This window comes from Photobacterium sp. R1 (genome assembly GCF_054600795.1).
The window spans coordinates 1-254 of record NZ_BAAHZP010000740.1 but is presented as its reverse complement, the minus strand read 5'-3'; the positions used below and the strand labels follow the sequence as shown (position 1 = coordinate 254).

At 55.1% G+C, this 254-nt stretch carries 1 pseudogene; it reads left to right on the top strand.

From position 1 onward, the window contains the following. Positions 1–254: pseudogene (locus ACYP03_RS27030) on the top strand (hypothetical protein); the annotation flags it as partial.

Below are 254 nucleotides of genomic sequence, written 5' to 3'. Positions count from 1 at the left end.
GCATCGAAGCACAACGGGATTATCTGGCCCGGCGTGTCACGTTGGATAGTACGGAAAGCTTTTTCAACCATGACATCTTGCAGCCAATTGAAGACGCGCCGGCAATCGACGACCGCCGCTCAAAAGTGCGCCTGATGCATAGGGATTGGTCTGGACAATACCGGGTTTTGTACACCACTCAGACCCAACCGGGAGACGCACCAGAACCACAGGCCGGAGACCGTTACACGGAAAAACTGACTCAGCGAGCGGTA